Below are 24,621 nucleotides of genomic sequence, written 5' to 3'. Positions count from 1 at the left end.
ATCTACACCTCTACACTAAATTTTCCCTTCCACTCTTCATAACTCATAAATGGCACCGTTACACTCGGCGGTTTAACCTGTTGATACGCTTTGTTAAAAGCTTGTCTGTAAGTTAGCCCTTGATCAGACATATAAGCATCAATTCGAGCAGCCAATTGCTTTTGGTACGTATCGTCCATGTAATCTCTACCCCTACGGTACTCTGGTAACTTGCCATTCACCATATAAATCGTATGGCAACGGCACTGTATATCCATGGAAGCAACACCCCATAGCCTTGGTGCTTTTGATTTCCACTTGCCATAATGGAAGTAGCCATCTTTATCAGCTTTCTGACCATCTAGCTTTCTATGAGACTTGCGAACTCTCGTATCAAGTGATGACATCCATACCTTTGTTAACCTTGCTGTTATCCTCGCCTGTTCCTCAATGGCTAGGTCTACTTGTGATCTAACTCGGCCACCCTCTGTCCGAGCAACTAAAATAGCTTTCTTCCTTGTCCATCCCATAGCATTCTCAATCCTGATAGCCATGTCTGTGTAACTTTCACCAGCTTGTAAACTCTGTGCTATCTCAATGTTCAAACGCCTAATAATGTCGTTCCTGTGAGCCTCAAAGACTTTGGGTAACGTCAAAAACTCAACTGGATTAGTTAACGCTGCTTGAATCACCTCAACAGATGGTATTTTAAAGCCCATTTCCTCACCTGTAGACTGTTGTAAGAGATAAGCCAACAATAAGTATCTTTCGATGTAAAGACGTTCCTCTGACTCTTGTATGAGCTTAATAATCTCTTTGTAATCAGCGTTCAACTGTTTAGCAATTAACTTCATCTCCTGGTTAAAGCGATTGTATTTGTTAACATCTGTCCAAGTAGCTTGACCGTTCTTACCGAACTTCTTATGCATCTCAAGCATTTGAAATAGTATCGTCTTTAAGCGTCTAGCAAAAACAACCTCAATATCCCTCTCGGCTTTAGCTTCTAAATCATCTATGATACGATTGATTTCTTGTTGATTCATAACTCATCAACTTCTTTCGGATTTTCGCTATCCTCGTTTAAAGGTTCAAGCTCGTTTCCATACAATTGTGCATCATTCTGTATCTCTTCAAGTTCATACTCCACATCATCAACAATTGATAACTTAGAAAGTCGTGTACGCTCTGACACTAACCCTTTTAATGCTTGTGAAGCTTGAGCCTCGGACAGTAAATCAACAGGAATGTTTCGCTTGTATTCATACCAAACTTTCAAGTAATCGTCATTAGAGCAAATGCCTTTTTTGGCCCATGCACTACACAAGACTTTGAATTGGTAACGTAAAGCTGTCGTAAACTTTCTCTCCATCGTTTTGCATTTGTTCTCAAGTGCCATAAGTTTATACTTCATAGCCACTCCACTTGCATTACCTGCAAACGATTCATCACTGAAGTTCACACTCTTAGCTAATCGCATGATGTTCTCTTCTAAGCGATTAAGATGGTTCTCAATCATTTGATCATTAACATCTTTGGTTAGATATTTAATGTCGTCATCTTCACCCATCAATTCAAAGATGCCAGTTCGAGCAACCTTCTTGGCGTCTTCGTCATCCATACCCATACCTTTAAGCACTAAGTAGGCTAAACGAAACTGTTCGATTTCGTTTGATGCATCAGACAGTGTTCTGTCATAAGCATCGATGAGGTTATATACCTTGTCTGCATCACCCTGTAGCTCTTCGTTATTTGGAACACCGAATAAAGGGCAATAATCGAATAAGTGCTTCCTTTCGTCTTTCAAAACAAAAGGTGAATCAATATCAGCACGAGTGTAGAGTCTTTCAGTTGTTGCATCGTAAAACACCAGCTGCTCAATCTCTATTTTTTCACCCTCAGCATCTAGTTCAGCGCTTTTGAAATATCTAAAGGAATACTTAGGTTCACTGACGTCTGCTGTTTCGGAAAGAATGATAGTTTCCCAAGGATCAATTGTTGTAACTCGTTCATTTCCATCGATATCAATATAAAGCAGTCGTGCTGAATAACCACAAATAGCTGTTTTCTTGCCTGACTCACTATCAAGATCATCAACAGAATTACGCAAATTAAAAAGCTCAATCGCCTCAGATAATTTATCAAGGCCTTGAGCTTGTTTGTCTACTACGTATGAAATTGGATTACCGAACATATAGCCAACCTTGGTATCTACTATTTCAGCGTCTAAAGGATTATTAAGTGTATTGTTCACCTTATCGTCAACACGAACAACATGGTCATTACCTTGAGCGTAATCAGTCGGTTTACGTGTTAAAATCGGGACTGCTGAAATTTCAGCTTTATACCGGTTGTATTTTAGTAGTCGCTTGTTTCGTTCAGCCTTTGTCTCATCTACTAGCTTATTAAGTAATAGAGGTGTAACACCTTTCTCATCGATATAAGCAATATATTCGTTCACTGGACCACCTCCTTATCTTGAATTGACACCTTTCACACTTGCTACTTCATAGTCATCTAGTCCATACCACATTGCTGAAAATGTATGTGGGTCGATATTAAATTCATCTTCAATAATTTCATCTGTTTTAGGATCTTTCTTGAAAGTTAGCTCCTTCAACTCTCGAATTGTATTTACACAAGCATCTGAACAAATAATTCGCTTGAAACGTTTCATCTTCTTTGTATTCTCAACTCGCGTGAGCTTCTTACAAGCAAACATACGAAATCCTCGTTGCTTGTAGTAAGCAATTGTTTTCGGCTCCGCATTATCAGCTTTAATAATTGATTTCTTGAGTCCTTCTTCCTCAAGTTCATCGGCAGTTTTATCGTCGGTCATGCCTCGTTTGTAATACTCCCAGTAGATGTATAGCCACTTATTCTCATGATCTACAACCATGCGTAATAAAGCATTGTAGGAATCAACAAATCCAAAGTCCATGCCGTTCTTTCGTATTGGTTTTCTAATATTGGCTATTTCAGCCATTACTTCGTCATGAGGCTTTGTCTCAAACTGTGGCAGCACTAATACTCCATTGACTCCGAAACGCCCTTTACGCGCAATTCTATAAAGATCAGGATCATATAACTCCATCTCATCTAGTTGTTCGATATAGCTTGCTGGCAAAAATAAATTATCATCAGCAGTTGAGTGATGATAATATGTGTTATTGACTATGATGGTCCTTAGCTTGTAAAGTTCCTCGTCATCTAAGACAAAATAGTCTTCCAACTCGTTCTTAAAGAAATGTTTATACACCCAATTCCCTTTTGATACTGGATTGGTAGAAAGGATAATAAACAGGTCCAGTGTCGGATGTCGTAAGCGCCCTAGTAACTCTTTAAAACCTGCATATTTAATCTCACTACATTCCTCTAACCAAATGAGAGAAATGTTGTTGATGGACTTTAGCTTTTCAGGTTTATCCATTCCTCGAAAGATTATCTTAGAGCCATTTGGAAACTTCACAGTCATAGGTGATGAACTCGTCTTTATCTTGCCTGACAGCCCTAAGTCCTCAATAATCTCTGTAAATAAAGAAAACGTACTGTCTCTATGTGTATCATAAACTTCACGAACGACAAGTGCTGTACGTTTTTCTTCAAGTAATTTTAAAAGTATTTTAAGTGCTACATGATAGGATTTCGAAGAACCGTACCCTCCGACTAAAAGTTGAGTTTTGCAACTCCAGTCGAAAAGGAAATCGTCAAATCGAGGATTAATTTCTTTTTCCATCAATCCTCACCCTTTCGTTTGATGACAATCTCAATAGGTCCATCATCTTTATTATCAAGTTTTTCAATTTCTGCTTTCGTCTTATCGATGTTTAGCTGCATCTGCTCAAGCTTCAAGCGACGCTCATCATCCTGATCAGCCATCTCTACGAACTGACGAATAGAAGAACGCAACTCCCCAATTGCTCTCGATTGAGCAGTGAGTAGTTGCGCCTGTCGTTCCCATGCGAATTGGAATTCATATTCTTCTTCAGTTACCGCCTTTTCTACTCCTCCACCATCCTCTTTAGAACGGGGATAGTATTCGTATTTTGCTTTTTTGAGCTCCTTTATGATTTCGTCTTTCGATTCAACATGCATAATCCGTTGAGCTCTTATGATTGCAGCATACTGAATCTGTATCTGATCCCAGATTAAATCGGCTGGAGAACGTTCATTCATAGCTTCCATGATTTCGAGTGTTTCTTCTGGTAAGAACTTTGAGAAAAAGCCGTGCTTCTCTGCTATTGAGTTGCGTTTCGGAAACTTAGGTGTCGGATTAGGATTACCTCTATTCCCCTTAGCATTGTCATTGCCTTTCGGGGCTCCCACTTTTTTTTCTTTGGTTGCAACCTTCTTAGTTTTGGTTGCATCCTTTTCAATTGCATCCCTAGTCCATGGATGGCCGTTTTTAGAATCCCGGCTCTTTTGGCTCTTAATAGTCCCTAAAGGAACATCATATTTTTCAGCAAGTTTAGCTAAAGTAACCTTAGTGGTTTCCCACTCTAATTTAATTTCATTCCAATTAGCCATATCTCATAAACACCACCTCCATATTCAACCCCAAACTAAAAAAGCATAAACAAATGTCTATGCTTAAATATTTGTTCTATAATTTTTTATTATGTCTCTTACCTTAGCTTCGATGAATGCATTACTTTTTATATCTAATAATCCAATCACGTCTTTTACATCAATATAAGGATTATTCTTTAGAATGTTATATATATCTTTTTCTAATTTATGAGTAATATAAGATCCTGTATAAACGTTTGTATTTTTTCCCATAATCATTGCATTTTCTAACATCTTTTCATTCAATTCTTTTTTAAATTCCTCAATTGTATCTTTTTTAATTTTCTCACCATATTCTACCAATTGATCATAAGTATAACTTTCACTTCTTGTTTCGGTATTTGTATCAACAGTTTGACTCACGCTTGTAGCTGCATCTTCTATTTCTACTTTCCTATTCGCCAATAACATAGTAATGTTCCCCATTTGAGTTGATAAATCTTGTCTCATCGACTCTGAAGTTGATTTACTGTCAGAATCTTGTTTTAATGATAGGAAAATTGCAATTACTGCTAAAGCTATTGATGTTGAATTTGCAATGATAGAGATTTGAGGGTCCCATTTCTTATAAAAATTAGCTATCAACAATACCATTAAAAATAATAGTAGTGCTGTTAACCATATCCAATCTCGATTCGTCCAATTTTTAAACATAAAAAAACCTCCCACTCAATCATACTTTGAGAGGCAACAAATTGGAACAATTTTCTACAAATTCCACTCTCAAAACCACACCAAACTCTGCCCTCTCAACTCATAGCGTTTTGGCTGTTTGATGCAGTTTTCAAAGCATAAGAAAAAGCCTCCACCCTAAGATGAAAGCTTTGATATTGTGGTAAATTGTCGAGAGCTCACTTGCGACTCGTGGTAGAGCGACACCACGTTATTTTGTAACGAATTGTGTTCTAATTTTATAGTGCATTTCCGTGCACTTTGTTGATGTAATAAGTTTGACTGAAATTATGGAAAGTGGACGAAGTTCACATAACCACTCCTTCAGTTTTATTTGCCTGTTCCCTATATCTCTTAAAAAATATGGGCCGGCCATGTATGTCTTGCTCCGAACAAGTTTGTTCAGCGCTGGTCGGTCGTCGGTCTGTCTATCCCTAATATTTAGGTTTTTATAAATACCAAGGGAGGGAAACCTTACCGCGCCGACCTACCTCCGATTTTACATTATTATTTTTATCACACCTAATGTTGAAAGTATGGCAAATTTGGAAAAAACATTTTTTATGTTATAAAATAACAATGAAGGGAGTTATTTATGACAAAAAAAGAATTGAGTTTTATAGATAAAATTATGTTTACAGTTACCCTTTCTTTATCAGTGACTGCATTTATACTTTTTTGGACATTGGTTACACTAGGAATTTATGTAGGTAAATATGGAAATTCAATAAGTAAAGTAAGCTTAGTTATCGCTATTTTTTTAATTCCTCCTATTCTCACCTATCTTTTGCATAGATATTATTTAATGTATTTTTTTAGGCGACAATATATTTCAAAATTATCTCTTTTAAAATTAAAAAACTTTTTCGGTAATTTAAGCTTAGTTTTATTAGCTGTTCTCTCTGCAGTTAAAAATCATATTCCTTCGAAAATGCTTGAGGAATATAGTGATCCACCTCCGAATTTTTTTAAAGAACCTATCGAATACATAGAACATGTTTCTATTTTATTATTACAACCGGTAAACTCAACCTATTTAATACCTATAATTTTCGCAATTATATCTTTCCTTTTTAGTTTTCTTGAAACATCCAATTTCGCATCTTATAAAATTTACACTCCAAAAGAAAAAAAACAAAAAATGTTTACAAAAAAAGAAATTACTAAAAAAGAAATTATTCACCTACAAAACATTACAATGGAAATAAAAAGCAATTTAGAAAAGATGCATACGGAAATAAATAATTTTAAGAGAATACATTATTGAAGGCACTCATAGGAGTGCCTTTCTAAATCTTACCCAATCATAGAACTTATGATATTTTTACGAATTAATTGGATATTAGTATGGCTCAAATTCATATGTCTTCCAATCCATCTCATTGACTTACCTTCTAATAACCAAAATAATATTTCAGCATCACGGCTATTAACAACTTTATCCACTCTTTGTTGAACTTCTAATAGCTTCTTCTCATACTCAGCAATGCGTTTTATGTTTTTAGACCGTCTAATAGCCTCCTGCATAATTGGATCACCTACACCACCTGCTGCTTTTGGTAGTGTAGCTTCGATTCCATACTGTGCTGTTTTTGCCCCTATAACCATTTCTGCTCGCATTTCTTTGATGGCGTTAACCATCCAGTGGTAGTCTGTAATCATTGAATCTAAAGTATCTGGTGTAATAGTTAGTGTTCTTTCTTTTAACATAGGTTTGCCCTCCTAAGTTGTGTTATAATGACTTATCTGATTAGCCTAGAAGGGCATAAACCAATTCGAGCTGTAGCGTGTGATGACGCTGCGGCTTTTTTGATGTATAAGGAACTGTAATTTGCACAAATTATTATCGAGTGTATCGCACGCACTTGCTGTGGCGTTGGTTGACCGTCACGGCCTCCAAATTACTTAGGGCCACTACCAGTTGTGTGACCCTTTTTTAGTTTCTTTCCTCAAAACGTTCAATACCCTTTAAGCTATTCTACTTAAAATTATGCATATCTACTTTACTAGAATCGTTCATATTAGGATAAATGTTAGTTTTCTTCCTATCATCATTTTTTTCGATATACTTTTCTAAATAATAGTCAAGTATTTCCAATTCTTTTATCTTCCTAAGTAATAGTACTTGTCTTATAAGTATCCACGCACCAATAAAAAAAACCACAACAACGGAGAAATATACAACGTTAACAATATTTATTATCTTTTCATCAGGTGAATTTTTTATAAGGTATGTCGCTAATCCTACTTCAATTGGCGAACTTCCATCTTTTGTTGAAGAAAAGTAATAAGATGTATCGAATATAAAACTCCCATAAAATGCAATACTAGAAACTAAAATTGCAACCGCAGAGAAAACTATTGCTCCAATCTCTACTAGATTTGGGCTATTCGCTTGAAAAGCTTTTAAGCTTTTAACTTCTAATTGCAAAGCTTCGTAGTACTCTAATCCTCGAATCTCTTTGCTAATTTTAATTTTTAATTTCCGTTTCAGCCTAAAAATATTGCTAATTAATATGTTATTATCCAAAAAAACCCCTCCTAAGTATAATTTACTAAATTAATAAAAGAGGTACACTATTTTTGTACATTCTGATCTAAAATAATGAAGGGATTACTTTCGATCACCCAACTATATTTCCATAAGCGATTTCGCACAATATTCCACACTCGCCCATGACTTCATCTTCAATGCGTCCACGACCTGGCTCTAATTCGTCTAAATAAATGCCTTTAATACAAGTAGCACCTATTTCTCTTTCTAGTGCAGCCATTTCTTTAAAACGTTCTGGAAAGTGCTTACGAATTATATTCCAGTAGCCCATACCGCCTTTAACGCATCCAACGCAATTGTTATTACGGAATCCTAACTCATACATTAAAGGCCTTTTAATGCCCAATCGTTCTAGCAAGCCGTGTACTTCATCTTTCGTCAGCATGGCATCAATTAGAGGAAATACATGTTCATGCTCTGGCGTTGTTTGTAATAGCCGTTCTGCTCGATGCTTTTCTTCGCTGTCATAGCCCCATACATAGAGCAATAGATCATCATCTTGCGTCTGTTCCCAACATTGCCTTACTTTGCGCTTTAATTCACTTGTACAAGGCGCTCCAGATGGACCATTGATATACCTGCGTTTACGTATAGTATCCATAGCGCTATGTGTTTTTTCATTTTTTATTATTGTAAATTTACGTCCAATTGCTCACAATCTCTCAAAAATCTATAAGTGTCTGGGTGTTGTTCTTTCACATCAATGAAATAAATTTCATCAATTTGATCTTTCAACAAATAAATTGATATAAAGCTACTTACACCACCACTAAACCAAGCAATAGTTTTAATTTTTGCTTCCCTCCTTGCTCTGCACAATATCTTTCAACTAACCACTTTCTTCTTCCCTAACAACCCACCAGCCCTTGGCCCAATCCTTCCAGCCATTTCAAGATCCATTGCAATCAAAGCCACACTCACCTTACTTGTATTAAGCCTGTCAGCTATTTTGTTGATTGGATATCCTTCATTCCAAAGCGTAATAAACGTTTCTATTTGGTGTTGTGTAAAATCAAATTTAACGATTTCATGATTCTCTCCAGTGAATAAAATGTATCGACTCTCTACTTTCCTTGCCATTCAATCGTCACCTCTGCCCTCGGATTATCCGAATACAATTTACGAGCAACCAACTCTGTCACTTGGCTATCGTCATGCCATAAAACCTTGCTTAAACCATCTTTAATGCCCTTCACCAGATTGTCGATGTCTGAGGTCTTAAAACTCCATCTACAGCTTGCTGATGCTTTTTCTTGCTGAATGATTTGGGTATCTTGCGATAAACATCGATACATAGCTTTATATTCTCTGTAATTAAAGTTTCTGGTGCATGTTCTGCAGCTACTAATCTTACAAATGATTTATAGTCCTTGGATTCTTTCGGATCGAATGTGCCATTTCTTGTTACACGCGGTCTTTGTTGTGCCTGCACAACTCCTGGTATTTCAAATGTGAGTACGTTCATGTTTGCCCTCCTGTCAGCACTTTTAGAAGTCTGCTGATAAAACAATCTAATGCAGTTCTATCAGCAGCGTGTTCGTTATATACTTACTCGCTCATTATCTGTATTAAATTCCAATAGTATTTGATAAGGTCGTGGATCAGCAGAAATGTAATTCATTCTACTTGCTACCATCCAACCTCTCTCCGTATCATCCGTAACCAAACGTTCTAATTCTCTTGATGTCCTAGCCTTGGTGATTTTTCTTAATGTTGGCATGTGTATCACCTCGATTAATTATTTAGAATGGAAGATCATCCTCTGAAACCTCAATTGGCCCCTTACTATTAGCAAAAGGATCTTCATCGACCCTCGTATAACTCGGCTGATTATTACCGCCATATTGCCCCTGTGAACTACCTTGATACTGTCCACCTGTATTTGTACTAGATTCGTAGTTTGAAGTGTTCTGCGAGCCTCCTGTGCTGTTTTTAGAGTCAAGAAACTGCACGCTATCAGCTACCACGTTCGTAAAATAGATTCTTTGCCCGTCTCTCTCATACGAACCTGATTGTAGCCTTCCATCAATCCCAACCAGTGACCCTTTCTTTAGAAAGTTAGCAGCGTTCTCCGCCTGTTTTCTCCAAGCTTGTATCTGGATAAAATCTGCTTCTCTTTCACCACTTTGATTAGAAAACGATCTGTTAACTGCTAATGTAAATTGAGCCTTTGCAATGCCTTGTGGTGTGTAAGAAAGGTCAATATCTTTTGTAAGTCGGCCAACTAAAACGACTCGGTTGATCATGCTGTCTCCTCCTGGATAAACTTTTGTAATCGTTCTAGTGACATCTTATTTACTATTTCGTGAGCTTTTTTAAGAGCTTCTTTTGTGTCACTTTGACGTTGTACCGACATTTCGAAATCTTTTTTTGTGAGCCACAAACGGTAATGCGTACCCCAACCACTAGCCTTCACTTCATGTGTTCGTTGATTAATACGCTCTGCTAAGTGTTTCTTTTCTTGCATGTTATCTTTGTATTTTCCGATTAAATCTAGTCGCATTGCATAGGCACTAGTTTTATTAATTTCGATGATTTCATGTTCATCAATTGAGCGCTTGTCTTGTCGTAAAAACATTTCTACAGGCTCAATCCATACTCGCTGACCAATTTCGAGTTTTGGCTTTTTAGTTTTGGTCATGCCGAAACCTCCCTCTTGTCCCAAACCTCAATTATTTGAAACCCTTCTTTTTTCAGTGATTTAAAATCTGGATGTGCAACTGGTACCGTAGCCCATATTCGCTGATCATTTTCTTTTTTAAACATCGTTGCAAAAGTCTTATATTTGTTGTACTCAGCAGCTTTTTGTGTCTTGACCTTTGGAGCCTGTTTACGAGCGCTAGGAATATCGATTGGAATACCGTTACGTCGTCTCATGCAGCCATCGCCCCTTCCATTCTAGAAATAAGATAATCCGTAGCCTCGTCAGCATCTTTCAGTCCTTTTAATGCTCGTAGTTGCTCCAATCTCTCATAAGCCATGGTTTCGTTGTACTTCCCTCCAAAGCGCTGGTACTGCCCTAAATACAGGATGATTTGTTCAATTAGGAATTGTTCATTCATGAGCTATACCCTCCAATGCTTGGCGAGCTACGATATAACAATTATCTAGATGCTTTGATATACCATCATGCTTAGCTAGTTCAAAAATTTCTCTCAACGCTTCACGAAGCTTTATATTTTCTTCTTCCGCACGTTTTAGCTCAATGAACCTTTCCATTTTAAGTTGCATATAAACTTCTCCCACTCTTTTCACCCTCCATCAAGGGACTGTTGCCCCTCACTTATTTTCAAATACCTTACGTAATCGGTAGTTCACTTTCATGTCCTTTGGAATCGTTACCGTGAAATCCTGTGCCATTTCAAACAGCCTGCTTGTTAACGCCTCGTCGATGTAAAGCATGTCATCTAGTGACAATTCGCTTGATATAAGCAACGGTTTATTGTTTAGGTAGCGATAATTGACCACTTCAAAGATGGATTCAGCCTGCCATGGTTTTACATCAACCTTTCCACCAATCGGCTTGAACAGATCATCGATAAACAACACATCAATTTCCTTCATGCGGTCCATGATTTCGTTTTTACGCTCAAAGTTATTAGCTGCAAGATTGTTCATCCCGTCTTTATAAGGGAAATAGAGAACTGGCACTTGCCTTGTATGAATCAAGTAATTTGAGATAGCCGTTAGCAAATGTGTTTTGCCGCAACCAGGTTGTCCGATTAGCATGATGCTGTTCTGTCTGAAACCTTTAATCTCGTCAAAAGCCCTGAAATACTGATTCGCCTTACTTTTCATTTCAACTACTTTCGGATGTACACCCTCGGTCGAGAAGTTTTTAAAACTCATTTTCTGAAATTCTTCTGTAATGGCACTAGATTTAATTAAGTGATTGAGTTGACGTATTTTAGCGCATTCGCATTTTTGCCATTCTTCAGTGTCGTACTGCAAAATAACTTCTGCGCCACTTTGTAATAGAGTTGTTTCGCCAGCTTTCTTACGTACCATATAACCACCTTCGTCCTTACATTTAGGACAGTTGTAATTAGGTTCCTCAACTACTGTAGTCTCCGAACACAATTGGCTTCGTGCGCGTAGTTCCTCCAGTACTGCTGCCATTCGGTCGCCCATTCTTTCCATCAATCTTCACCTGCCAATCTGCGTATGAATTAATTCCTTTTTCAAGTGCCCAGTTTCGTAAAATACCCTCTACATATTCGATGCTTGATTTTCCAAGGTCGGCAGTAAGCTTAATTGCCTCAATAATCAATAAGTGATCTGGATAAAATTCAAGCAGCTTGTCCATTTTTTTATGGTCTGTAAAGTTACTCATACGAATTAATGAATCAAAGGTAGTTTTTATTTCAAGAAAAGGATTATTAGTTGAAGAAGGAGAAGAGACCGACGAGCGACTGTCTTCTCTCTTTTCTTTTTCTTTTTTATTTTCTTTTTTATTTTCTTTTTCTTTTTGTCCACGTATCGTTGACGTATCGTAAGAACCCACATCATTACTGCATTCTTCGTTTTCTGACGTAACGTTATACGTATCGTAGTACGACTCGTAGACGATACGTACAGAATCATTCGAGATTCCTTCGCCTACCCATCGAATTAATGAAGTATCTTTCACTTCTCTTAACTCTGATTTCACACAATCAAGAATCGGTTTGCCCCCACGATTCAAGTTGTATTTCCCCCAATTTTTAATAGCAATTTCACGAGTTTCCTCATTGTATTTAATAATCTTGTGGTGGTCTCTAAAGCGTTGTAGCAAGGCACCAGCACTTTCCATTGAGTAGCCCATGTCAAAAGCTATTTGTTTTTTAGTAATCTGATAGATACCAATTTGAGTCGTACTTTCATTTGTCAGCAAATACAGGAAAAAGTACTTATCCTCTGCTGTCATTTCCTCAACCACACGAGGATCGTTCCAAAAAGTTGTGTAGACGTATCTGTATTTAGCCATTTGCCCTCGCCTCTCCTTATGTCGAAATATTCAAACTTTTAATCTAAAAACATTAGCCAAAAATTGATCTCAAATCAGTTAAATAATTATGGTACAATAATCCAGTAAGGAGGTTTTTATACAGTTATGGAAATATTATTTGGAATTATACCTATTCTTTTTTTATTAGTTTTCTATCTTGTACCAATAGTATTTATAGTCTGGTTCGTGTTTAAAATCATTAATATCCAAAAAGAACAAACTGAAATTCTATTAAGAATTGCTGACAAGTTAGAAAAGTAATGTAGTATGGAGAGCTTCTATAAAAAGCTCTCTAACTTCTCACAAACTGCAAAACTACCACTAACCTTGAGCACCCTGTATTTCGGGTATCTATTCATGTAATCCAGTCCCAAACGTCTGATTTCATCGTTATCCCTCGCCTGCTCAAATATCCAAGCAGGCAGAAGGACTTTGTGAGGTACGTTATTCATTCACTACTTCCACTTCAATTTCAGGTGCATTAACGAAAAATTCTGTTTCCGGTGTGATGTCTTTCATTTCACGTTTAGGAGCTGTCCCCTCGTCATAAGCTACTTGTTGCTGCATCTCCACGCTAATCGGCAGGTACTTCCACATGTGTCGTACAACGGTCTTTTTCGCCATTTCCTCGTAGTCTGTAGCCCACGGTGAATACGATGAATTAGCAGCCTTCGAACGACCTTTACGCTTCTCAATTTCGGCTTTTGACATGAACTCAAATTGATAACCCCCATCCTTAAAATGAGCGACCGCATAGGCACCTACAAAATTGCCCTTATCTACGTCCATACAAGGCTTGTGCTTTAACTTAGGGTCTAACCCTAGCTCGTACTCAAACTCGTCCTTTTCGTAAACGGCATGAGCGTAAATTGACTGGATATGACCACTTCGTCTTGCAAGGTCAATCATCCCTTTGTAGCCGATAATAAATTGAACTTCTGTAATGCCCTTTTTGTTATTTTTGAATGGTAGTAAGTAGCAGTGGCCCATTAAACCAGGCTCTAATCCTAATTGAGCAGCTTGCATAACAGCACCTAGTAAACTAGAAACATCCGCATCTTTAAGTGCTGGTGTTGTTCGAATAGTCGTCATTGCCAAGCGCATTAAACGGTCAACATCCATGTGCTTTGGTAAGGCCTGCGCCATTGCTGGAGCCATTTGTTTAAGGTAATCATCAATTGTTTTTGGTTTCTGTTGTGCAGCTGGTGCCTGTTGCATTTGAGCTTTTAAATCTGTTGTAGTTGCCATTGTTAATTAGCCTCCTTAATTGATAAGCGTCTTGATAACGACTCTTTGATATATTTTTCATAAATTGCTGGCTGTTCTTCCTTTAATCGCTTGCTATCCAAACGACTTGAAGCGATAGTTTTATACGTCACTTTAAAGCGATTGGAATGTCCTTCGGCAGCCTCTCCAAGAGTCATTTTGAGTTGATTTTCATACTCATTACGTTGTTTTTCTAGTTGTTTTTGTTCAGCTTTTATTGACTCAATAGCTTCAATTAATGTGTTAGATTGCTCGTCCAACATAATGGCTGAACCATCATCCTGTGGATACATCTTGGCTAGTAGTTCTGATGCCGATGAACTTCCGTCAATAGCTGGTGGGACATCCGCTAGTACGTGATTCTCCCAAAATGATTTCTCGTGTTGAATCATCAGCTCGATAAATTCATCATCCCTAGCGACTTCTTTCCAAACGAACTTGTTACCACCGATTAATACAGCGATATAAGCTTTTTCATAGCCAGTGACTGCTAGGTAATGTTGCAACTGACAAAGGTATGCTGCAGGCACATCCTCACCATTCCAGCTGTCTTTCAAGTACTCGCTCGCTGTTTTACATTCTAAAAATGCTTTCTCTCCAACTACATCCCTGTCTAGATTCGCAGTCATGAAATAATGATATGGGTGACGTAGCATTCTATTGATCTTTCGAATTTTCTTACCAGTTCGTCTTGCGAACTCTCTAGCTACTACATCTTCAAGAACGTTGCCCCAGTATGCAGCCTCACTATCTGATTCCTCAACCCATTCAGATGTTTTTTCTATATATAGTTGAAACGCTGATTTGTATCTGTTGAAACCTAATATTGCTGATGCATCCGAACCGCCAATACCACTCTTACGGAGTTGTAGCCATTCAATGCGATCCATTTCTAAAGTAGAAACTGCTTCCATTCCCTTGCCCTCCTATGCTAAAATCTTATTAATAAATGTTTTTTAAGCCACTCTGCAAAGTGGTTTATTTTTTTGTGTAAAATTTCGCATTGTAGTTATCCTCTAAATACGTATGGATGTTGTCTAAATGAACGATATCTCCATTCGGAAACTCCATATAGTCATCATTAAAAACTATTAAACTACCATAAAAATCACGAAACTCTCGCTCGATATACCGAAATGTAGGTACGCTATTTACAGCTTCAATCGTTCCTAACACCATTGGATTTTCAACTTCCATAAGTTGTCGCATGTACTCACCTTCTTTCTTATGTATTTGATGGCATCCCATCAAGCAACTCACAGTGGCAAAGCTAAACCGTAGGGAGACGGTGCTGTAAGCTGCTTGACGAGAGCGAGATAACTCTCGCAAACGTCGACTTTTGTGATATAATAGATTTGTATATTCCATAGTTCTTGCTGTTTAATCCCCCAAAGATTAAGCAGCTTTTTTTATTACCAACATGTGATGATAATTGGCACTCCGATAATAAGCATTGTGATAACTGCACCAATACAAAACTTCCTGTGTGATTCTGGTACATCGTCATCTGGTAAGTAAAAATAGTTATCAAGCCATTTCCACACCCTTCTTCACCACCTGAACTAATATTCCTCGCTTTTTTAAAACTTCTGCTGTTATCCATAACCGTTTGCGCTCATGTAGTGTTTCTAGTTGTTTCAACGAATTATGTAGGTCCTTGTCACGTTGCATTGCTATGTTGATTTGACCTTTTTGTACATGTATCTTGATTTCTGCCATTAAATCATCTATGCATGCTTGTTGCCGTTTAATTTCATCATCTATTTCAATCATTTAATGAATCCTGCTTTCTGTAAGTACTTATAATGGTCCATCCATACACCTGTATAACTGATACCTAAATGTTCAGTCGTCACTGCTATGAAGTTTGCCAGTGCTGTAGCAGCCTCGACTGCCTCCTCAATCATGTCCATAATGTTTTTTCGCTCATAATGCTCAATGGCATCGCTTGGTTTGGCTAAGCTGGTACTTGTTATGGAATCCAAAGCTTCTTGTAATTCTTCTATTGTCTTCTCTCGAACACTACATCTGTGCAAATCTACATTTGGACCGTTTAACCATATTGGCCCTGTACCTGTATATTGATGTTGAACAGTAAGTGCAAACTTTGGATCATCAAATTTTTCAACGATGCTTTTACTTATATCTGCAGGGACCTTACTGCGACCGTTCTCGTATTTCGAAATAGCTTCCCTCCCTACTCCAAAATCAAAACCGAATTTTAACTGTGTTTCTTCGCCCCTAATCTCTTTCATTACCTCGCCGACCAAATTTCCAGTAACAGTCATATTTCCATTCCTTTCTGTTAAATAAAGTCACATTTCATTGAAAAGTTAACTTGTAAGAGACCGCACTTTGTATAAATTGTCTGTATAATAAAGGTTAAGAGGTAGATTTGCCCCTACCTCTTAGATTTCTACTAGATTGGTAGTTTGATTTATCTTGAGGCCATTTGCCCTGGCCTCTCCTATGCTCTTAATAATCTGAGGCTTTCTTCTTCACTCACATAAATACCTAATCGCGAGTTCATATACATCACATTTTTTTCTCGCCATTCAAAAACTTTATCTCTTGGATAACGAGCTTTTAGTGCATGACATTTAGGAAAACCGTCCATGCGAATAATTTTTTCTACAGTTGGTAATTCACATTGGAATATTTGAGCTACATGCTCTTTTTTTAAGTTTGATGGTAGAGAGTTTTCGAATTTTGATTTTTCTATTTCTCGTCCATCTTCTACTCCTTGTTTGTAAGCCTGATTAAACATTTCTGCCAACTCCGCATTAATCAGAGCTTCTCGTAATTCCTCAATTGTTAGGTTCATTATGATGACCTCCTAAAGTTACGATACTTTTCTTGGAACCCAAGAACGTATATAGTTGATTACTGTTTGCAATTCCTGTCGACGAACATCTTTATAACTGGCAACAGCAAAACGATCTTTAATTTCACGATGTAATTCACGGAAAAGTTTAGGTCTAATAGTTGCATCATCTTCAATTTCATATACTTTGATTGCAACTTCTTTTTGAACTGCACGTTGTTCACCAGAAGTTAATGTGATTTGTTCTTCTACTTTTTCATTAATTAAGGAAAGTTCTTTACGAATTTCATGTTGCTCAATTTTTATTGCTTGAGTATCTTCCACAAGATTTGCTGTAGTACGCAAAACTGTAACTAATGCTTGATCTTTGGAAAGTGGAACTACGGTTTCTTTAACTGTGTAGTATTCGTCTACCAATGTTTCATACGCATCCCAGGCAGCATCTGTATTAAGTGATTTAGCGTGAAGCCATGCTCCTTTTTCTGTCCATAGATATAATTTATTGATATTTGGTGCGACACCTAAATTTTCGAAGTTGCGTTTGAAAGATCTTAATTCTCCCCCTTGAAGTAAAACGAAATGTTTACCTTCTGTATAACGACTTTTGTTGTTATTGAAATTTTGTTGAATTAACTTATCTTCAACACCATAACTTTCTGATAACTGATTTGTTGTTAATAAACGACGGTTGTCATGAACTATAATTTGTAATGGATTCATATGGATGAAACCTCCTATTTCAATAATTTTTGTTTCATATCGCTACATCAATGCATTTATCGCAATCCTTTTGTAACATTACGTTACATTTATCATCAAAAAAAAGTACCCAATCGAAATCTAGTGCTTTCGCTATCGATTTAGCAACATGTACTGAGGGTCTACGGTTGCCTTGTTCAATCATTGTATAGTAAGCTCGTTCAATTCCAGACGCTTTCGCAACATCATCATGAGTCATTTTTTTATCTAAGCGTTTTGCCTTTAACCAAGTTCGGTTTTTCATTTCCTCACCGCCTTTCGTGTTGCTTATATATTTAATATAGTATCATTACGTTACATTGTCAATATATTTTGTATCATTTCGTTACATTATTATTTTTTATTGGATTAGTAACAAATTGTTACATATAATTATGTTATGTTTAAAAAAGCGAGGTGAAATTATGCTAGGCGTACGACTGAAATATCTACGAAAATCTAATAACAAAACTCAACAAGATATAGCAGACATACTAGGCATTACAAGACCAGCTTATACTGCTTACGAACAAGGTAAGAGGAATCCTGATTATGAAATTTTAGAAAAAATTGCGGATTACTATAATGTCTCTATAGACTACCTATTAGGAAGAACGGATAATAAAGAAGCTTTACATACACAAGCTGGTATCTCGGACGATGATTATAACAATTTAAGTGCATACCAAAAAGAAGTTATCGATTTCTTTTTAACTAGAGAGAATTTATTTTTCAAAAACCAACCTGAAAATATTCTTGATGCTTTAGAACAATTCGAAGTTTATTACGAGGTGTGGAAGAAGCAACAAGAGAGCAAAAAGTAATTTTACATTTTTATGTATGCCTTCCAGATATTTAAAAAATTCGCCTTTTCATTGGTGGATTTTTTTGTTAACATAAATAGAACATATGTTTGCAAAAGAGGGATGTTATGACTTTCGTTTATACTCATTTAGAAGATTACATAAAAGATCTATTCACCAGCATTAACGTGACTAGTCCAAAGCAATTAGATCCTAGGATAATAGGTCCTAAACTTGGTTTTAAGGTCATTTACTTACCTTTCGATTCAGTAAGCTATGACAACATCATTTACATAGACTCACGTTTATCCAAGCAGGAACAATGGCAAGAATTTTGCCATGAGTTGGGCCATGTGATCTCACATTCTGGCAACCAAACAAAAACACACCCTTTGTTTAGAGAGTACCAGGAATGGAAAGCAAATAATTTTGCTCTACAAGCATGTGTACCAACATTCATGCTAAATAAAATCAAACTACCTTTAAATGAAGAAAAGGCTATTCATAAAATTTGTTTACTATTTAATGTTGAGTACGATTTCGCACAAAAAAGGCTTAATCATTATCTTAACAATCATTTTTTTAGCGATTGTACTCTTCTTGAAAGGAGCTGTTAGCAGTGGGATATGTACAAAAAATCAGTAAGAATAAATTCAAACTTATCGCAGACTTAGGTTATCGAGGTAATCGCCGTATTCGTAAAACTAAAAATGTAGAAGCCAAAAGCGAAAAAGAAGCGATGCGCCAACTAATACTGTTTGAAGAAGAAATGAAGCAAAATAAGGATGTTTATTTCAGTGATATTGAATCTATAACATTAAATCATCTTTATCCACGATGGAAAGATAATTATGCTAAACAACATTATAGTGCACGATCATTTCACGATAACTGTACGCATTTAGAAAAACGCATCCTCCCTATTTTCGGTGATATCAAATTAAAGGATATTAAAAAAGTGGATGTAGTATTTTTTGTAGGTGATTTACAGAAGAAAAAACGAAGATTAGACGGTAAAGAAAGCGAATTAGCCCCTTCCACTATTCATAATATTTACAAGGCGTTCGCTAGTATTATGAATGTAGCAGTTGAGTGGAATTTAATCGAAGAGAGCCCTTGTAAAAATATAAAGCTACCAAAACTCAAATATGAAGAAGGTAAGGCCTACAGCGAGGAACAAGTTAAATTATTGTTTGAGCGATTAAATAATAGAGAGACTGCTGAAAAACGGTTGTTAGTTGAACTAGCCGTGGTAAGTGCTGCTCGACAAGGTGAACTAGTTGCCATTGAAGAAAAACATTTAAACGTCCAAAACAATACCTTATTAATAGAACAAGCTTTAGTTAATTTAACTGGAGATGGAATTATCGTAAAAGAAACAAAAGGTAAAAGAAAACGAGTAGTTACTATTCCTTCAAATATCATGAATGATTTAGTAACGCTTGCTGCAGTGAAAAAATATCAACTAGAAGAGGCTGGCGATGAACGAGTATGGGAAGGACATACTTTTCTTTTTTCAAATGAGTTTGGTAAACCTTATCGACCAGATTCAATAAGTCAGTGGTGGGATCGTTTTATGAAAAAGAATCCCGATTTACCTAGAATTCGTTTTCACGATTTAAGACACACTTCTGCTACACTCTTAATCCATGCAGGTGAACATCCAAAAGTCATTCAATCTAGATTAGGTCATTCTAATATCACAACTACCATGAATACTTATGGACATCTTTTACAAGAAACGGATCAGCGAGCCAGTTCCCACTTTGATAAACTTTTTGAAGAAAAAGATTGATTTGGGCACCTATTGGGCACCAATTAGTGAATTATACATTCTTGCATAAAAATAAAAAGCCTTACAACCGTTGTGGCTGTAAGGCTTTTATTGACGTCCCAGGAGGGATTCGAACCCCCGACCGACGGCTTAGAAGGCCGTTGCTCTATCCAGCTGAGCTACTGAGACATGATGTCGTTTCTTATGTATTCCATAGGAAGGACAATATTTATTATATGTACTTTATAGCATAATGTCAACATTAATTTTACTATGTAGGCAAGGTTTGCCTCATATTTTTTATCATATGCTGTGATAGTATCAATTATACCATCTCTTCACCTTCTAAAGGGACGAATATAAAAAATTTTGCTACACTATTGGCGATAAAAACTTGGAGGTATGTTTGATGTTTAAGGATTCAGTTGTTATTGTCACAGGTGGTGCACAGGGGATTGGGAAAGGTATTGTTCATGCCTATGCACGACAGGGAGCAAAAGTAGTGATTGCCGATTTAAATGAAGGGCTTGGTCAACAATTAGAACAGGATCTGCTTGCTCAAGGCTACTCTGTATTATTTGTTCACACGGATGTGACGAAGGAAGAGGAGATCGTTCATTTAATGCAACGAGCTGTTGAGCAATACGGGACGATTCATATTTTAATTAATAACGCTGGAAAGTTTCAGCATAAATCTCCTTATGATGTGACGTTTGAGGAGTGGAGTGATCTTTTGCATACGAATTTAACGAGTACCTTTTTTTGTGCAAGAGAGGCAGCAAAGGTGATGAGACACAATGCGAAGGGTGGTGCGATTGTTTCATTGGCTTCGATGCGAGCGGAAATGTCTGAGCCTGATACAGAAGCCTATACGGCTACAAAAGGTGGGATTGTGGCATTAACCCATGCTTTAGCCCGATCTTTAGGGCCTGATCAGATTACTGTGAATTGTATTTCGCCTGGTTGGATTGAAACTGGCGATTATGCAGCTCTTCGTCCAATAGATCATGCGCAGCATTTGTCGGGAAGGGTTGGTGTACCAGAAGATATCGCACAGGCTTGTCTCTATTTAACTAATCCGCAGAATAATTTTGTGACAGGCATTAATATTACCGTTGATGGTGGTATGACCAAAAAGATGATTTACGAAGAGTAATCATAATCTCCTTTACTTTCTTGTTCTTCATACTTAGAGATTGTGCGGAGTATGCTACTGTAGGAGAAAAAACAAGAAGGAGTGAAGCCTTGTACCCCTATTCAAATGGTTTTACTTTAAGCCAGCTGTACCAAGGTCCCTATGGTCAATATACGGCACCGATTCGACACATTTTAAATTCCAATGATTATCGTCGTTGTATCAGTAAAAACGAAGCAGATTTTATGGCCATGAATCGCTTACTCTGGATGGAGCATGTGAATTGGACACGGATGACGATCATCAGCATTGTCTTTAATTTACCTGATTTACCTTTTGTGCAGCAGCGTTTGCTACGAAATGCAACCGATTTAGGTAATTGTCTACGGCCCTTTTACGGTGACTCTGTAGCAGATCGCTATGCGGCCTTAATTAAGGAGCATTTACTTATTGCTGCACAATTAGTAACAGCAGCTGCTAAAGGCGATGCTTCAACAGCGGAAGTGAAAGAAAAAGAATGGTATCGCAATGCAGATGATATTTCCATATTTTTGCATACAATCAATCCTTATTTAAGTAGAGAAGCTGTACAAAAAATGTTTTATACGCATTTAGCTTTAACGAAAAATGAAGCGGTGACGATGATACAAAAAGATTATCAAGCAGATGTAGAGGTTTTTGATGAAATTGAAGCAGAGGCACTTGCGATGTCTGATATGATTGCCAGCGCCATTGTGATGCAATTTTGTTACCTCTTTTAATTACGTAAGCTTTTTATGTTCCATTACTGGTGGGAAAACTCTAGCCACCTTGTTCTTGGCATAATGGGCAATAGGCTCCATATGTTGAAAAGTTTTTTTCATAAAGGAAGCGAGTGAATTGCTTTGAATGGTTACTCTGGCTCGTTGCAACTCCCAAGGTGAGTGGTGGATATCAATACGAAGCAGTTTATTGTTGTATTTTGACCATGAATGATAACGTTCTACGATCCAGTGATCAAAATTCGTGGCTGTATGATCCCCCAATGTAAAAGTAACTTTTAATCTTTCATCACATGCCTTGTAATGGCTTGTATAAGAAAAGTGATGATCAATTTGTTTGCCTACTAATTGTGAATAACGATATGGTAAGCTCCCGATTGCCGTTACCTTTGATAGTAAATAATTAGTCACATCTAGATGAAAAAAATAGATTCCTTTCCTACCGTTATACTTGACATATGTTCGGACATTCAACTGTAAATAGTTATTCATGCCAGGGATGGGCGGTAGAAAGCGAAGTCGATGTCGATGAACTTTAAAAAGGACAGCACTAAGCCAAGCATTCTCTTCAAAGAGATCGAGCTGTAACTCATTCGGTATATATTTTTGTAGTTTTTGGGGAGATATAGGCCAATGTAAGAATAATACATCTTGCCATGTTTGTGTCATCATCCACATAATAAAACTCCTTTCTAACGACTAGTTTTTCCTAGAAAGGAGTTATTCAAACAAACGAACTATTTATCTTGCTCAGCAGATTCTATTTCAACATAACGATAATATAAATTACGTAATTCAGATTCTTTATACAAACCTAAATGACTTTTGTATTGGGGATGTACCATTATCCCATGTGCTCGTAATTTTTTGACAAACCAACCTTTTGAATATTGATGCACCGAACCCATTCTCCTTTATCTTTATTCATACATAGGGTATGCACTTGAATTCTTGAGGGTGCCTTTGTGCAATAAAAAAAGAGAGGCGGTATCCTCTCTTTTTTAAGTGCCACAAAAAGTGCGATATGGTTGACTACACGATTCAGGCAGTGAAGCATAGTTCTGTTGCTCTTTTGTATGGGCGTAGGGCTGCGCAAGGACTTTTAATAAGTTGTTCATCACACTATAATCCCCTCGTTCTACTGCCGCTTCTAATGCCTCTTCTACTCTGTGATTGCGTGGAATAACAGCAGGATTATGCTGTTGCATTACTTGTTGTGACATTTCTTTCGTCTGCTGCTGCCTCTCTAATCGCGCTTGCCATTTTTGATACCATTCTTTAAAAGCTGATGCAGTAAATAACTCAGATTCATTTACCTGGTCAAATGTTAACGCGATAAATGTATTTGTATAGTCTGCTTTGTATTGTTGCATGAGCTGCAAAAGTTCTTCAATTAATGCTGCATCCTCTTGTTCTTCAGTAAATAATCCTAGCTTAGCACGCATCCCCTTCATCCAATTTTGAGTATACAGCTGGGGATATTGTTGCAGAACATCCTGTGCCAGTTGAATAGCTTCCTCCTGATCTTCATGAATTAAAGGGAGTAACGCTTCAGCCAAGCGTGTGACATTCCAGCCACCTATATTTGGCTGGTTGCCATAAGCATAACGACCTTGATGATCAATTGAGCTAAATACTGTCGCTGGATCATAGGTGTCCATAAACGCACAAGGGCCATAATCAATCGTTTCACCACTAATCGTCATATTATCTGTATTCATCACACCATGGATAAAGCCAACTAATTGCCACTTAGCTATAAGAGACGCTTGTTTTTTGATTACTTCCTGTAGTAAATAAAGATAACGATTTTGGTCTCCTAAATCTGCTTGGAAATGTCGCTCTAATGCATAATCAGCTAAGAGCTGAAGCTCCTCATCCGTCCCCCAGTTTGCGGCAAATTGAAAGGTTCCTACACGCAAATGGCTACTGGCAATTCGTGTGACAATCGCACCTGGCAATTCAGTTTCACGCATAATCGTTTCACCGGTAGTCACGACTGCTAAACAGCGGGAAGTAGGAATTCCTAACGCGTACATCGCCTCACTTATAATATACTCCCTTAACATTGGACCCAATGCAGCTCTTCCATCACCACCACGAGAATAAGGTGTTCTACCGGAACCTTTTAATGCGATATCATAGCGTTCATTATGGGGGGTTATTTGTTCACCATATAGCAGCGCCCGACCGTCACCTAGCATATTAAAATGACCGAATTGATGTCCTGCATAAGCCTGCGCAATTGGTTCGCCACCTTCTGGGATTTTACTACCAGCCAAAATGGCTACTGCCTCCTCATCTTGTAAAGCTTCAATGTCTAGGCCAAGTGATGTTGCTACTGCTTCATTAAGCAACACCAGTTTTGGTGAACGTACAGGATTTAATGAAATGTCGGAATAAAAAATACTTGGTAGTCGAACATAACTATTATCAAAATGCCAGCCAATTGTCTTTTTCATGATGTCTCCTTTGGTTCCTTTTGAGTTTATTTTTTCTATTTCATCATCTTTCATTCATAGACAATTTTACCACTATTCATAGTCAATATAAAAATCCGCA

At 37.3% G+C, this 24,621-nt stretch carries 35 protein-coding genes, 1 tRNA gene and 1 pseudogene; 6 read left to right on the top strand and 31 right to left on the bottom strand.

Features of this window, described 5'->3' with window-relative positions:
* Nucleotides 1-2: 2 nt before the first annotated feature.
* From SJW71_RS07260 to SJW71_RS07240, 5 genes are all read right to left on the bottom strand, one after another.
* Nucleotides 3-1,022 carry a phage minor head protein gene (locus tag SJW71_RS07260; protein ID WP_431811922.1) on the bottom strand — a complete coding sequence of 340 codons (1,020 nt, stop codon included), beginning with the start codon at nucleotides 1,020-1,022 and terminating at the stop codon, nucleotides 3-5.
* Nucleotides 1,019-2,437 carry a phage portal protein gene (locus tag SJW71_RS07255; RefSeq protein ID WP_431811921.1) on the bottom strand — a complete coding sequence of 473 codons (1,419 nt, stop codon included), beginning with the start codon at nucleotides 2,435-2,437 and terminating at the stop codon, nucleotides 1,019-1,021. The genes SJW71_RS07260 and SJW71_RS07255 overlap by 4 nt, the downstream gene beginning before the upstream one ends.
* Before the next feature lie 12 nt (nucleotides 2,438-2,449).
* Nucleotides 2,450-3,715, bottom strand: coding sequence for a PBSX family phage terminase large subunit (locus SJW71_RS07250; RefSeq protein ID WP_431811920.1), 1,266 nt, complete (start codon nucleotides 3,713-3,715; stop codon nucleotides 2,450-2,452).
* The gene (gene terS / locus SJW71_RS07245; protein ID WP_431811919.1) at nucleotides 3,712-4,503 is read right to left on the bottom strand and encodes a phage terminase small subunit; all 792 of its coding nucleotides are present in this window, start codon (nucleotides 4,501-4,503) and stop codon (nucleotides 3,712-3,714) included. The genes SJW71_RS07250 and terS overlap by 4 nt, the downstream gene beginning before the upstream one ends.
* A gap of 63 nt (nucleotides 4,504-4,566) precedes the next feature.
* The gene (locus tag SJW71_RS07240) at nucleotides 4,567-5,199 is read right to left on the bottom strand and encodes a hypothetical protein (protein ID WP_431811918.1); all 633 of its coding nucleotides are present in this window, start codon (nucleotides 5,197-5,199) and stop codon (nucleotides 4,567-4,569) included.
* A gap of 613 nt (nucleotides 5,200-5,812) precedes the next feature.
* Here SJW71_RS07240 and SJW71_RS07235 point away from each other — a divergent pair.
* Nucleotides 5,813-6,484 (top strand): hypothetical protein, encoded by a 672-nt coding sequence (locus tag SJW71_RS07235; RefSeq protein ID WP_431811917.1) that lies wholly within the window; start codon nucleotides 5,813-5,815, stop codon nucleotides 6,482-6,484.
* A gap of 29 nt (nucleotides 6,485-6,513) precedes the next feature.
* Here SJW71_RS07235 and SJW71_RS07230 read toward each other — a convergent pair whose 3' ends face one another.
* The 22 genes and pseudogenes from SJW71_RS07230 to SJW71_RS07125 all read right to left on the bottom strand — a co-directional run bounded on the left by SJW71_RS07230 (nucleotide 6,514) and on the right by SJW71_RS07125 (nucleotide 17,851).
* A complete protein-coding gene (locus tag SJW71_RS07230) occupies nucleotides 6,514-6,927 on the bottom strand; it encodes a hypothetical protein (protein WP_431811916.1) in 414 nt (137 codons plus the stop codon).
* Nucleotides 6,928-7,195: 268 nt separating this feature from the next.
* Nucleotides 7,196-7,747, bottom strand: coding sequence for a hypothetical protein (locus SJW71_RS07225; RefSeq protein ID WP_340814277.1), 552 nt, complete (start codon nucleotides 7,745-7,747; stop codon nucleotides 7,196-7,198).
* A gap of 94 nt (nucleotides 7,748-7,841) precedes the next feature.
* Nucleotides 7,842-8,372: a hypothetical protein gene (locus SJW71_RS07220; protein WP_431811915.1), complete on the bottom strand. Its 531-nt coding sequence runs from the start codon at nucleotides 8,370-8,372 to the stop codon at nucleotides 7,842-7,844.
* 224 nt (nucleotides 8,373-8,596) lie between these two features.
* Nucleotides 8,597-8,851 carry a helix-turn-helix domain-containing protein gene (locus tag SJW71_RS07215; RefSeq protein ID WP_431811914.1) on the bottom strand — a complete coding sequence of 85 codons (255 nt, stop codon included), beginning with the start codon at nucleotides 8,849-8,851 and terminating at the stop codon, nucleotides 8,597-8,599.
* Nucleotides 8,836-9,236 (bottom strand): annotated as a pseudogene (locus tag SJW71_RS07210) (RusA family crossover junction endodeoxyribonuclease). The gene SJW71_RS07215 and the pseudogene SJW71_RS07210 overlap by 16 nt, the downstream one beginning before the upstream one ends.
* A gap of 75 nt (nucleotides 9,237-9,311) precedes the next feature.
* Nucleotides 9,312-9,491, bottom strand: a complete 180-nt coding sequence (locus SJW71_RS07205) for a hypothetical protein (RefSeq protein WP_431811913.1) — start codon at nucleotides 9,489-9,491, stop codon at nucleotides 9,312-9,314.
* A gap of 22 nt (nucleotides 9,492-9,513) precedes the next feature.
* On the bottom strand, nucleotides 9,514-10,017 hold the full coding sequence (gene ssb / locus SJW71_RS07200; protein WP_431811912.1) for a single-stranded DNA-binding protein: 504 nt from the start codon (nucleotides 10,015-10,017) through the stop codon (nucleotides 9,514-9,516).
* Nucleotides 10,014-10,412: a hypothetical protein gene (locus SJW71_RS07195; RefSeq protein WP_431811911.1), complete on the bottom strand. Its 399-nt coding sequence runs from the start codon at nucleotides 10,410-10,412 to the stop codon at nucleotides 10,014-10,016. Before SJW71_RS07195 ends, ssb begins: the two co-directional genes overlap by 4 nt.
* Entirely contained in the window at nucleotides 10,409-10,648 is a 240-nt protein-coding gene (locus SJW71_RS07190) for a hypothetical protein (RefSeq protein WP_431811910.1), read from the bottom strand. The genes SJW71_RS07195 and SJW71_RS07190 overlap by 4 nt, the downstream gene beginning before the upstream one ends.
* The gene (locus tag SJW71_RS07185; protein WP_431811909.1) at nucleotides 10,645-10,833 is read right to left on the bottom strand and encodes a hypothetical protein; all 189 of its coding nucleotides are present in this window, start codon (nucleotides 10,831-10,833) and stop codon (nucleotides 10,645-10,647) included. Before SJW71_RS07185 ends, SJW71_RS07190 begins: the two co-directional genes overlap by 4 nt.
* Nucleotides 10,826-11,017, bottom strand: a complete 192-nt coding sequence (locus SJW71_RS07180) for a hypothetical protein (RefSeq protein ID WP_431811908.1) — start codon at nucleotides 11,015-11,017, stop codon at nucleotides 10,826-10,828. The genes SJW71_RS07185 and SJW71_RS07180 overlap by 8 nt, the downstream gene beginning before the upstream one ends.
* Nucleotides 11,018-11,050: 33 nt before the next feature.
* The gene (locus tag SJW71_RS07175; RefSeq protein ID WP_431811907.1) at nucleotides 11,051-11,890 is read right to left on the bottom strand and encodes a DnaA ATPase domain-containing protein; all 840 of its coding nucleotides are present in this window, start codon (nucleotides 11,888-11,890) and stop codon (nucleotides 11,051-11,053) included.
* Nucleotides 11,826-12,737 carry a DnaD domain protein gene (locus tag SJW71_RS07170; RefSeq protein ID WP_431811906.1) on the bottom strand — a complete coding sequence of 304 codons (912 nt, stop codon included), beginning with the start codon at nucleotides 12,735-12,737 and terminating at the stop codon, nucleotides 11,826-11,828. Before SJW71_RS07170 ends, SJW71_RS07175 begins: the two co-directional genes overlap by 65 nt.
* 465 nt (nucleotides 12,738-13,202) lie before the next feature.
* Nucleotides 13,203-14,006 carry a recombination protein RecT gene (recT, locus tag SJW71_RS07165; protein ID WP_431811905.1) on the bottom strand — a complete coding sequence of 268 codons (804 nt, stop codon included), beginning with the start codon at nucleotides 14,004-14,006 and terminating at the stop codon, nucleotides 13,203-13,205.
* Nucleotides 14,007-14,008: 2 nt separating this feature from the next.
* Nucleotides 14,009-14,938: a YqaJ viral recombinase family protein gene (locus SJW71_RS07160; protein ID WP_431811904.1), complete on the bottom strand. Its 930-nt coding sequence runs from the start codon at nucleotides 14,936-14,938 to the stop codon at nucleotides 14,009-14,011.
* Between the two features lie 64 nt (nucleotides 14,939-15,002).
* Nucleotides 15,003-15,233, bottom strand: a complete 231-nt coding sequence (locus SJW71_RS07155) for a YqaI family protein (protein ID WP_431811903.1) — start codon at nucleotides 15,231-15,233, stop codon at nucleotides 15,003-15,005.
* 203 nt (nucleotides 15,234-15,436) lie between these two features.
* Nucleotides 15,437-15,568 (bottom strand): hypothetical protein, encoded by a 132-nt coding sequence (locus SJW71_RS07150; RefSeq protein WP_431811902.1) that lies wholly within the window; start codon nucleotides 15,566-15,568, stop codon nucleotides 15,437-15,439.
* A complete protein-coding gene (locus SJW71_RS07145) occupies nucleotides 15,552-15,797 on the bottom strand; it encodes a hypothetical protein (protein WP_431811901.1) in 246 nt (81 codons plus the stop codon). The genes SJW71_RS07150 and SJW71_RS07145 overlap by 17 nt, the downstream gene beginning before the upstream one ends.
* Nucleotides 15,794-16,279 (bottom strand): helix-turn-helix domain-containing protein, encoded by a 486-nt coding sequence (locus SJW71_RS07140; protein WP_431811900.1) that lies wholly within the window; start codon nucleotides 16,277-16,279, stop codon nucleotides 15,794-15,796. The genes SJW71_RS07145 and SJW71_RS07140 overlap by 4 nt, the downstream gene beginning before the upstream one ends.
* A gap of 212 nt (nucleotides 16,280-16,491) precedes the next feature.
* Nucleotides 16,492-16,848, bottom strand: a complete 357-nt coding sequence (locus tag SJW71_RS07135; protein WP_431811899.1) for a hypothetical protein — start codon at nucleotides 16,846-16,848, stop codon at nucleotides 16,492-16,494.
* Nucleotides 16,849-16,866: 18 nt separating this feature from the next.
* The gene (locus SJW71_RS07130) at nucleotides 16,867-17,568 is read right to left on the bottom strand and encodes an ORF6N domain-containing protein (RefSeq protein ID WP_431811898.1); all 702 of its coding nucleotides are present in this window, start codon (nucleotides 17,566-17,568) and stop codon (nucleotides 16,867-16,869) included.
* 34 nt (nucleotides 17,569-17,602) lie between these two features.
* A complete protein-coding gene (locus SJW71_RS07125) occupies nucleotides 17,603-17,851 on the bottom strand; it encodes a helix-turn-helix transcriptional regulator (protein ID WP_431811897.1) in 249 nt (82 codons plus the stop codon).
* A 160-nt stretch (nucleotides 17,852-18,011) separates the two neighbouring features.
* Here SJW71_RS07125 and SJW71_RS07120 point away from each other — a divergent pair, with 160 nt between their 5' ends.
* From SJW71_RS07120 to SJW71_RS07110, 3 genes are all read left to right on the top strand, one after another.
* A complete protein-coding gene (locus SJW71_RS07120) occupies nucleotides 18,012-18,410 on the top strand; it encodes a helix-turn-helix domain-containing protein (RefSeq protein ID WP_431811896.1) in 399 nt (132 codons plus the stop codon).
* A 107-nt stretch (nucleotides 18,411-18,517) separates the two neighbouring features.
* Nucleotides 18,518-19,006 (top strand): ImmA/IrrE family metallo-endopeptidase, encoded by a 489-nt coding sequence (locus SJW71_RS07115; protein ID WP_431811895.1) that lies wholly within the window; start codon nucleotides 18,518-18,520, stop codon nucleotides 19,004-19,006.
* A 2-nt stretch (nucleotides 19,007-19,008) separates the two neighbouring features.
* Nucleotides 19,009-20,184 carry a tyrosine-type recombinase/integrase gene (locus SJW71_RS07110; protein ID WP_431811894.1) on the top strand — a complete coding sequence of 392 codons (1,176 nt, stop codon included), beginning with the start codon at nucleotides 19,009-19,011 and terminating at the stop codon, nucleotides 20,182-20,184.
* Nucleotides 20,185-20,278: 94 nt separating this feature from the next.
* Here the strand turns inward: SJW71_RS07110 and SJW71_RS07105 are convergent.
* Nucleotides 20,279-20,352: transfer RNA gene (locus SJW71_RS07105), tRNA-Arg, on the bottom strand.
* Nucleotides 20,353-20,572: 220 nt separating this feature from the next.
* Between SJW71_RS07105 and SJW71_RS07100 the strand changes: the two genes are divergently transcribed.
* Complete coding sequence (locus SJW71_RS07100; RefSeq protein ID WP_431811893.1) at nucleotides 20,573-21,319, top strand: SDR family NAD(P)-dependent oxidoreductase; 747 nt, start codon at nucleotides 20,573-20,575, stop codon at nucleotides 21,317-21,319.
* Between the two features lie 89 nt (nucleotides 21,320-21,408).
* The gene (locus SJW71_RS07095) at nucleotides 21,409-22,059 is read left to right on the top strand and encodes a hypothetical protein (protein WP_322606064.1); all 651 of its coding nucleotides are present in this window, start codon (nucleotides 21,409-21,411) and stop codon (nucleotides 22,057-22,059) included.
* Here SJW71_RS07095 and SJW71_RS07090 read toward each other — a convergent pair whose 3' ends face one another.
* From SJW71_RS07090 to SJW71_RS07080, 3 genes are all read right to left on the bottom strand, one after another.
* Entirely contained in the window at nucleotides 22,060-22,737 is a 678-nt protein-coding gene (locus SJW71_RS07090) for a YqjF family protein (protein ID WP_431811892.1), read from the bottom strand. It lies immediately after the preceding gene.
* A 59-nt stretch (nucleotides 22,738-22,796) separates the two neighbouring features.
* Nucleotides 22,797-22,967: a DUF2639 domain-containing protein gene (locus SJW71_RS07085; protein WP_407134024.1), complete on the bottom strand. Its 171-nt coding sequence runs from the start codon at nucleotides 22,965-22,967 to the stop codon at nucleotides 22,797-22,799.
* 93 nt (nucleotides 22,968-23,060) lie between these two features.
* Complete coding sequence (locus SJW71_RS07080; RefSeq protein WP_274794008.1) at nucleotides 23,061-24,521, bottom strand: protein adenylyltransferase SelO; 1,461 nt, start codon at nucleotides 24,519-24,521, stop codon at nucleotides 23,061-23,063.
* Nucleotides 24,522-24,621 lie beyond the last annotated feature (100 nt).

Source organism: Lysinibacillus sp. FW12 (assembly GCF_050817245.1).
In the GTDB taxonomy this organism is placed as follows: Bacteria; Bacillota; Bacilli; order Bacillales_A; family Planococcaceae; genus Lysinibacillus; species Lysinibacillus irui.
This window is presented reverse-complemented; position numbering and strand designations above follow the sequence as displayed.